This is a genomic window from Longimicrobium terrae (assembly GCF_014202995.1).
GTDB lineage: Bacteria > Gemmatimonadota > Gemmatimonadetes > Longimicrobiales > Longimicrobiaceae > Longimicrobium > Longimicrobium terrae.
Genome location: NZ_JACHIA010000040.1, coordinates 1 through 7852, shown reverse-complemented (window position 1 = coordinate 7852; position 7852 = coordinate 1). Strand labels below are relative to the sequence as shown.

5 protein-coding genes and 1 pseudogene are annotated in these 7852 nt (G+C 69.3%); 3 read left to right on the top strand and 3 right to left on the bottom strand.

Annotated elements, in window-relative coordinates; all coding sequences use genetic code 11:
• A pseudogene (locus HNQ61_RS29955) lies at positions 1 to 114 on the top strand (IS481 family transposase); the annotation flags it as partial.
• A gap of 87 nt (positions 115 to 201) precedes the next feature.
• Here the strand turns inward: HNQ61_RS29955 and HNQ61_RS28050 are convergent.
• From HNQ61_RS28050 to rho, 3 genes are all read right to left on the bottom strand, one after another.
• Positions 202 to 4047, bottom strand: a complete 3846-nt coding sequence (locus HNQ61_RS28050) for a hydantoinase B/oxoprolinase family protein (protein ID WP_170034242.1) — start codon at positions 4045 to 4047, stop codon at positions 202 to 204.
• Positions 4048 to 4418: 371 nt separating this feature from the next.
• Positions 4419 to 4646: a hypothetical protein gene (locus HNQ61_RS28045; protein ID WP_170034244.1), complete on the bottom strand. Its 228-nt coding sequence runs from the start codon at positions 4644 to 4646 to the stop codon at positions 4419 to 4421.
• A 328-nt stretch (positions 4647 to 4974) separates the two neighbouring features.
• Positions 4975 to 6225, bottom strand: coding sequence for a transcription termination factor Rho (rho, locus tag HNQ61_RS28040; RefSeq protein WP_170034246.1), 1251 nt, complete (start codon positions 6223 to 6225; stop codon positions 4975 to 4977).
• A 182-nt stretch (positions 6226 to 6407) separates the two neighbouring features.
• Between rho and HNQ61_RS28035 the strand changes: the two genes are divergently transcribed.
• Both HNQ61_RS28035 and HNQ61_RS28405 read left to right on the top strand, forming a co-directional pair.
• Positions 6408 to 7523, top strand: a complete 1116-nt coding sequence (locus HNQ61_RS28035; RefSeq protein ID WP_170034248.1) for a site-2 protease family protein — start codon at positions 6408 to 6410, stop codon at positions 7521 to 7523.
• A 67-nt stretch (positions 7524 to 7590) separates the two neighbouring features.
• A partial coding sequence (locus HNQ61_RS28405; protein WP_221239734.1) for a hypothetical protein occupies positions 7591 to 7852 on the top strand: 262 nt, incomplete at its 3' end.

Below are 7852 nucleotides of genomic sequence, written 5' to 3'. Positions count from 1 at the left end.
CACATTCCCCAGCGTGCGCTCGGCCACAAGACGCCGCGCGAGGCGATGCTCGACTGGTACCAGAAGAGCCCAGGACTCTTCCGTGCCGACCCACATAATCACCCGGGCCTTGACATCCTCTTCGTTCGAGCCAACGTCGCGACATGCACGCCTGTCCGCCGAGCGTCCTCAGCAGGTCCCGTTCTGCGCGATCTTCCTCGTCTACGCCCCCTGGTCGGGCGCACCCCAGCCGCCACCGCCGGGCGTTTCCAGTAGCAGTCGATCGCCGGGGAGCACATCTACGCCATCCACCGGCGCCAGTTCGGCGGATTCGCCACCTGCGCGGATGACGATCTGGCGGCCGGGCGCGCCGGGGTGGCCGCTTTCCATCCCGAACGGGCCTTCCGTGCGATGCTGCGTCAGCACGGAAAGCGACATGGGCGCGAGAAAGGTGAATTCGCGCACGGCCCCGTCGCCGCCGCGGCGCGCGCCCGCGCCACCCGACCCCGCACGGATCGCAAATCGCTCCACGCGAACGGGATAGCGGTGCTCCACCACCTCCGGATCGGTGATCCGGGTGTTGGTCATGTGGCTGTGCGTGGCGTGCGCCCCATCCCACGTGGGACCCGCACCGCATCCGCCACAGACGGTCTCGTAGTACCCGAACCGGTCCGATCCCCACAGCACGTTGTTCATCGTCCCCTGGCTGCAGGCGGACAGGCGCAGCGCGCGGATGAGCGTATCCGTAAGCCGCTGGCTCACTTCCGTGTTGCCGCCCACCACCGCCGGATCGCGTGACGGATCATCCCCGAACGGCGGATTCAGCAGCCCTGCGGGAACCGTGAGCCGCACCGGCCGCATCAACCCCTCGTTCAGCGGCAGGTTCTCGCGCACAAGCAGGCGCAGCACGTAAAGCACCACGCTCCGCACGATTGCGGGCGTGGCGTTCAGGTTTCCGGGATGCGTCGCCGCCGAACCCGTGAAGTCCACCTCCGCCTCGTCACCGCGGATGGTGATGCGCACCTGCAGCGGCGCGCCGTCGTCCAGCCGCTCCCGCGCCTCGTACACGCCGTCCGGCAGGGCCGCCAGCGCCGCGCGGATGCCGCGCTCCGCCCGCTGCTTGAGCGCACTCATGTATCCCGCCACCGCGTCGCGTCCGTGCTCTGCCGCGAGCGCGCGCAGCATCTCCGCGCCCCGATGGTTTGCCGCCACGGCCGCGGCAAGATCCGCCAGGTTGTCGTCCAGCGCGCGCGTGGGATGCGCGCCCGAGGAGAGGACGGCGCGGATGTCGTCCCACCGCGCCTCGCCGCCGCGCACCAAATGCATGGGTCGGATGACGACACCCTCTTCCGCCAGCGTGCGTGCGGCGGGCGGCATGGATCCCGGCCGCGTGCCGCCGATCTCGGCATGGTGCGCGCGGCTGGCCACGTATCCGATCAGCGTGCCATCGCTGTCGTGAACCGGGGTGATAACGGTGACGTCCGGCAGGTGCGATCCGCCGAATCCGGGGTGGTTGGTGACGATGACGTCCCCCGCGTCCATCCGGATCGCGTCACGGACGGAACGGACGCAGAGCCCCATCGCGCCCAGATGGACGGGGATGTGCGGCGCGTTCACCACCAGTTCGCCGTCCGCGTCCAGCAGCGCGCAACTGAAGTCCAAGCGCTCTTTTACGTTGGTGGACAGCGCCGTGCGCCGCAGCATCTCGCCCATTTCGCCGACCAGCGCGCGAAAGCGGGAGATGAAGAGTTCGGCGCGGACGGACTGCGGGGTGGAAGTACGAGAGTGCGAAGGTACGAGAGTACGAAAGTGCGGTTCCTCGCTCGCGGACGCAGCCTCACGGTTGGCGACGTTTGCGGGCTCGTGCCGCAGGACGATGTTGCCTGCCGCGTCGATGCCGGCGGACCATCCTTCCGCGACATAGGTGGCGCTGTGCTGCTCCGCGATCAGCGCGGGACCGGCCAGGTGCGCTCCCGGCTGCAGCGCGGCGCGCTCGTACACGGGCACCTCCGTCCACCCGCCGCCGATCCACGTGCGGCGATGGTCCACGGGCGCGGCGGGGTGCTCAGCCGCATCTTCGGCTGCATCCACCGTGGCGGGAAGGGTGGCGGCGATGACGCGGACGCTCTCGACCTCGATGGGGCGCGTAGCCGGGCGGTGGCCGTAGATGGATGTGTAGCGGTCTTCGAACGCCACGCGCGGATCGGCGCCGGCCTCCACGTCAATCTGCAGCGTCGCGTCCTGTCCGGCATAGCGCAGATTGGCGATCAGTCGGCGGACGTGGATCTGCTCCGCGGGCACGCCCTCCCGCGCCACGGCCGCCGTTGCTTCGGCCGCCAGGGTCGCGAAGAGAGATTCCAGTTCGCCGCCGGCCTCGTCCAGCGGGCGCAGCACCTGGCGCTCGGCGAACCGCTCCAGCGCCGCGTGCCCGATGCCCAGCGCGCTCAGCAGCCCCGCGTCCGCGGGGACGATGACCGTGCGCATCCCCAGCCGCGCGGCCACCCCGCATCCGTGCTGCGCGCCCGCCCCGCCGAACGCGACCAGGGCGTACTCCGCCGGATCGTAGCCGCGTCGCAGGGAGATGCCGCGAATCGCGTCCGCCATCCGTTCATCCGCAATCTCCAGCAGCCCCGCCGCCAGCGCCTCGCGCCCGATCGCCTCGCCCGTGATCTCGTGCACGCGCGCGGCCAGCCGGTCCGCGGCGGCACGCGCGGGCTCCGCGTCCACGGGAATGGCGAAGCGCGACGGGTCCAGCCGGCCGAGCAGGAGATTGCAGTCCGTGACGGTAAGTGGACCGCCCGCGCCATAGCACGCCGGCCCCGGGGACGCGCCCGCGCTCTCCGGCCCCACGCGCAGCCCCTGCGCATCCACCGCGCAGATGGAGCCGCCGCCCGCCGCCACGCTCTCGATGGCCAGCGCCGGCGCGACGATCCGCGCGCCCGCGACCTCGTGCTCCCACACGTACTCGAAGTCGCCGTCCACGCGCGCCACGTCCGTGCTGGTGCCGCCCATGTCAAAGGCGATCACCCGCTCGCGGCCGGACCGCCGACCGGCCAGCGCCGCACCTACGACGCCACCGGCAGGACCGCTGAGCAGCGAGTCCTTGGCGCGGAAATCCTCCGGGCGGACGAGCCCGCCGGCGCTGGTCATTACGTGCAGCCGCCCGCCGCCCAGCGCGCCGCGAACCCCGTCCAGGTAGCCGCCGATCACCGGCCCCAGGTACGCGTCCACCACCGCCGTTTCCGTCCGCGCCAGCAGCCCGATGCTCGCGGCGAGCTCCGCGGAAGCCGCCACGTGCGCGAATCCCGCCTCGCGCAGCGCGTCCGCCACGGCGCGCTCGTGCGCGGGATCGCGAAAGGCGTGCATCAGCGCGACCGCCGCGGAGCGCACGCCCTGGCCCACAAGGCGCGAGGCATGTGCTCGCACGGACGCGAGATCCAGCGGGATGAGAACCGATCCGTCCGCCGCCAGCCGCTCATCCACTTCCACGGCGGTGTCGTAAAGCGGATCGGGACGGCGCACGTCCAGCGCGAACAGTTCCGGCCGCTGCTGCGTGCCGATGCGCGACAGATCGCCGAAGCCGCGGGTGATGAACAGCGCCGTGCGCGCGCCACGCCGCTCCAGCAGGGCGTTGGTCCCGCGCGTCGTCGCCAGCCGCATCGCCAGCGGAGGAAGCGCATCGCCCGACGCGGTTCCCGTCACCAGCCGCGCGGCCAGGATGGGCGCCTCCTCCGCCGAGCGGATTTCGATGGACACGCCCGGCGCCGCGCCGTCCAGCGCGCGGTTCAGCCGCATCTCGCCCGTGGCCGGATCGTATGACGCCACCCGTGCGCCCTCATCCACCGAACCGACGCGTCGTACCTGCAGCCCGTCCACCACGCCCGGCACGGCGCCCCACTCTTCGCGGATCCGCAGGCAGTCCGGCGCTTCGACGGCCATGATGGTGGCCCGCAGCGCGCTGCTGCTGAGCACCTTCGCGCGGCGCTGCACCCCGGCCGGGTCCAGCGCCAGGCAGTCGGTAAACGTGCCGCCGGTGTCAATCCAGATCTGCCAGAGACGCTCGGTCACGTGCGGCGCGGTTGGGGAGGACGGTCGCTGATGGAAAGGCAAACTACGACGTCGCGCGGGGTGCCCCGCAAGCCCGGCGCGGCCGCAGACGATGAAGAACTGCCCTCACGCGGAGGTCGCGGGGGTCGCGGGGGTCGCGGAGGTCGCGGAGGTCGCGGAGGTCGCGGAGGTCGCGGGGACCGCGGACGGGAGAGATCGCGTCCGTGCGAGCGACCCTGTAAGCGGGCACATACTGGGGTGTGCTCCCTCTCCCACGTCTGTTTGTGGGAGAGGGTCGTCGCGCGCAGCGCGCGGGGTGAGGGCCCGCACGAACAACAAACCGGCCCCGGCGACTGCTGTCGCCGGGGCCGGTGAACGCGCGTGGCCGCGAATTACTTGTCGTCGCCTTCAGTCGGCGTGACGTTCACTTCGGGGGTCACGACCTGCTGCGTGTCGGTCGAGATTTCGACCTTGGCCGGGTCCACGTCCACCTGCGGCATCTTGCCGCCATCGACGTCCACCGACGGCGCCTCGCCCTTTTCTTCAACTTCCGCCGTGCATGCACCGGCGCCCATCGCCAGGGCCACGAGGGCAGCCGCCATCACGCGCTTGATCACCATGGGTGTATCTCCATTCGTAGGATCAGGGACCTTCACCGCGCCCCTGTGCAACGCGTGTGCCGGTTGCGCTCGCGGCAGAGCTTCTGCTACACAATCCCCTGCATCCGCGCCGGAAAATTGCATTTGCCTCTCCGGTTGCCCGCGCGCCGCGCGCCACGGTGCGCCCATCGGCATTGCCGGCCGGCGGCGCAAAACGAGACGGGGCGGGAAAGCCGATCCGGCTCCCTCGCCCCGCTGTCCATCCCGCTCTGAGCACCCGGCGCTGAGCACCGGGCACTTCCGTTCCCGCACTCACGCACTCACGCACCCAGCACTCACGCACTTCCCCTCACCCCCGCGCCATCGAATCCAGGAATTCCTTGTTGGTCTTCGTGGGGCGCATGCGCTTGAGCAGGAAGTCGATGGACTCCGCCGGCGGCATGTCGGACAGGAAGTTGCGCAGCAGGTACACGCGGGTAAGCTCCAGCTCGTTGAGCAGAAGGTCTTCGCGGCGCGTGCCCGAGCGGTTGATGTCGATCGCCGGAAAGATGCGCTTGTCGGCGATGTGGCGGTCCAGCACCAGTTCCATGTTGCCGGTGCCCTTGAACTCCTCGAAGATCACCTCGTCCATGCGGCTTCCCGTTTCCACCAGGGCCGTGGCGACGATGGTGAGCGAGCCGCCCTCTTCGATGTTGCGGGCCGCGCCGAAGAAGCGCTTGGGCTTGTGCAGCGCGTTGGCGTCCACGCCGCCCGACAGGATCTTGCCGGAGTGCGGCACCACCACGTTGTAGGCGCGCGCCAGGCGGGTGATGCTGTCCAGCAGGATGACGACGTCGCGGCCGTGCTCCACCAGGCGCTTGGCCTTTTCCAGCACCATTTCCGCCACCTGCGTGTGCCGGTCGGCCGGCTCGTCGAAGGTGGAGGAGATGACCTCGGCCCGCACGTTTTCCTGCATGTCGGTCACCTCTTCGGGCCGCTCGTCAATGAGCAGCACGATCAGGTGCACCTCCGGATGGTTTTCGGTGATGGCGTTGGCCATCTTCTGCATCAGGATCGTCTTGCCCGCCTTGGGGGGCGCCACGATCAGGCCGCGCTGGCCCTTGCCGATGGGCGCCACCAGGTCCATCACCCGCATGCTGATGTCGGTGGTGGCGGCTTCCAGGTGAATGCGCTGGTCGGGATAGCGCGGGCGAAGGTTGTCGAAGGCGACGCGGTGCTTGGCCTTGTCCGGCTCGTCGCCGTTCACGCGTTCTACCTTCAGAAGGGCAAGGTAGCGCTCGCCCTCCTTGGGCGGACGGACCTGCCCCATCACCGTGTCGCCGGTGCGCAGGTCGAATCGCTTGATCTGGCTGGGCGACACGTAGATGTCGTCCGGCCCGTACAGATAGTTCCAGTCCTGCGAACGAAGAAAGCCGTAGCCTTCGGGAAGAACCTCAAGTACTCCCTCGCCCCGCAGAACCACCTCGCTGTCGAGCAGGTTCTGCTCGATGCGGTAGATGAGGTCCTGCTTGCGGAGCCCGGAATAGTTGGAGATGTTGAGACCTTCCGCCATTTCGTGCAGTTCGGCGATGCTCTTGGTCTTGATGGTGCTAATGTCCACGTTGTGCTCCGAATGTATCAGCACGGCCCGGACTGCAGGTACGGCAGCCGGGACCGCTGGATGTTCCGCCGCGTGGGAGGGGGTTGTGCCAGGGGAGGGGCGCGCCGCGCGCTGAGCGCACAGAATGCTCTGGAGGCGTTTGCCCCAACCTAAGCACGGTATACACGGAGGTCAAGAAGAAAGTGCCGGACATATCAGGCCCGTTCGCCGCGTGGCGACTGGTGGAACTGCACGATCAGCAGGTGCTTCAGGCCCGCCTGCATCCGGGCGTTCCGGCCGACGATCCGGCCCTTTCCGAGTGGCTCGCGCGCTGGCCCGGCCGGCGCTACGTGCAGTCCGGCGGCGACGGGGTGGAGATCACCCTTACCCGCCGCGCCCGCGTCCGCACGCGCGAACGGTGGTGGCTTCACGCGCTGCTCCTTGTGCTTACCTTGGCCACCGCCACGGTCGCCGGGTGCCTGCTGGTTCCCGGCGACCCCATGGGCTGGGCCGAGTCGGCGGGCCATGCGATCCCCGTGCCCGCGCGGTACGATCTGCGCTCCGTGGCACCGGGACTGTGGTTTTCCCTGCCTCTGCTGTGCATCCTGGGCGCGCATGAAGCGGGCCATTGGGCGCTTGCGCGGCGCCACGGGATGGACGTTTCTCCCCCCTGGTTTCTTCCCGCGCCGCCGCTTCTGAGCCCCATCGGCACCTTTGGCGCGTTCATCCGCATCCGCTCTCCCCTCATCAACCGGGCGGCGCTTCTGGACATGGGCGCCGCGGGCCCGCTTGCCGGATTCGTGCTCGCCGTTCCCGTCTATCTGGCGGGGCTGATGATGAGCCAGCCGCTGGCGCAGCGCTTTTCCGGCGCGTCTCTCGCCGTAATGACGGGTGACGGAGCACTTCCGTTGGGAGAGTCGATTCTGCTGCACGTTCTGCGCGCGGCCACGCCCATGGGGCATGCGCCGCTGGTGCTGCTGCATCCGCTGGCGGCGGCGGGGTGGTTCGGGCTGTTCTTTACCGCGCTCAACCTGTTTCCCATCAGCCAGCTGGACGGCGGGCACGTGGTGTACTCGTTGTCGCCCCGCGCGCACCGGGTGGCGAGCCGGGCCACGCTGGCGCTGCTGCTGGGGATGGGGTGGCTGTACACCGGGTGGTGGTTCTGGGCGGGGCTGGTGCTGATGATCGGGCGGGGAAAGCTGGCGCATCCGCCGGTGTTCGACCCCGGGTTCCGGCTGGATGCGCGGCGGCGCGCGGTTGCGTGGGCATGCCTGGTCATCTTCGTGATCGCCTGGGTGCCCATCCCGTTCGTGCTTTGATTGCGTGTTGCGCGCCGGTTCCGGGATGATGCAGGCCGGATGTCGGATGATGGATGTCGGTTGATGAATGACGGTTTTTCGATGTCGGTTGTTCGATGTTCGGTTGTTCGATGTCGGTTCATGGACGGCCCGCAAGCCGCTCAACTCCCCGCAAAACCACGCACCATGTCATCCTGAAGGAGCGTGCGCCGCCCTTTCTGCGGCGCGGATTCATGCGCGACTGAAGGATCTACCTGTCAAGGCCCGGGTGATTATGTGGGTCGGCACGGAAGAGTCCTGGGCTCTTCTGGTACCAGTCGAGCATCGCGTCGCGCGGCGTCTTGTGGCCG